General features: G+C 49.0%; 1 protein-coding gene. It reads left to right on the top strand.

From position 1 onward, the window contains the following. Positions 1 to 197, top strand: a 197-nt coding sequence (locus AC1RPQ_RS08315) for a hypothetical protein (RefSeq protein WP_429609043.1), incomplete at its 5' end; no start/stop codon positions are given. Positions 198 to 304: the final 107 nt, after the last annotated feature.

The raw sequence follows: 304 nt of genomic DNA, 5'->3' as shown, positions 1-304 counted from the left end.
CCATGATGCGTGATCTGGCTATGCTTGTCATGAACGAGACTATGACGATCATGGCCGCTGCAAAAGGCAGTATGAGCGTTGACGAGTTTAAAGACTTTCGTAAAGAAGTAGATGATAGTCGTGCTCGTATCGGCGCTGCCATGCAGCAGGCATATACAGAATCACGGGATCGCGTAATCGAGTTCATGCAACGTTAACCAGACGGGCTTTTCCATGTTTACAGGTCACATTCAAGCAATTCACTTTCTGGCGCTCGTGTGCGCCATCTACGGTGTTCGCGAATTTGCACATGAGGTATCGCTGC

The sequence above is a fragment of the Dellaglioa sp. CoH-57-MRSF-21 genome (genome assembly GCF_056781915.1).
This window is presented reverse-complemented; position numbering and strand designations above follow the sequence as displayed.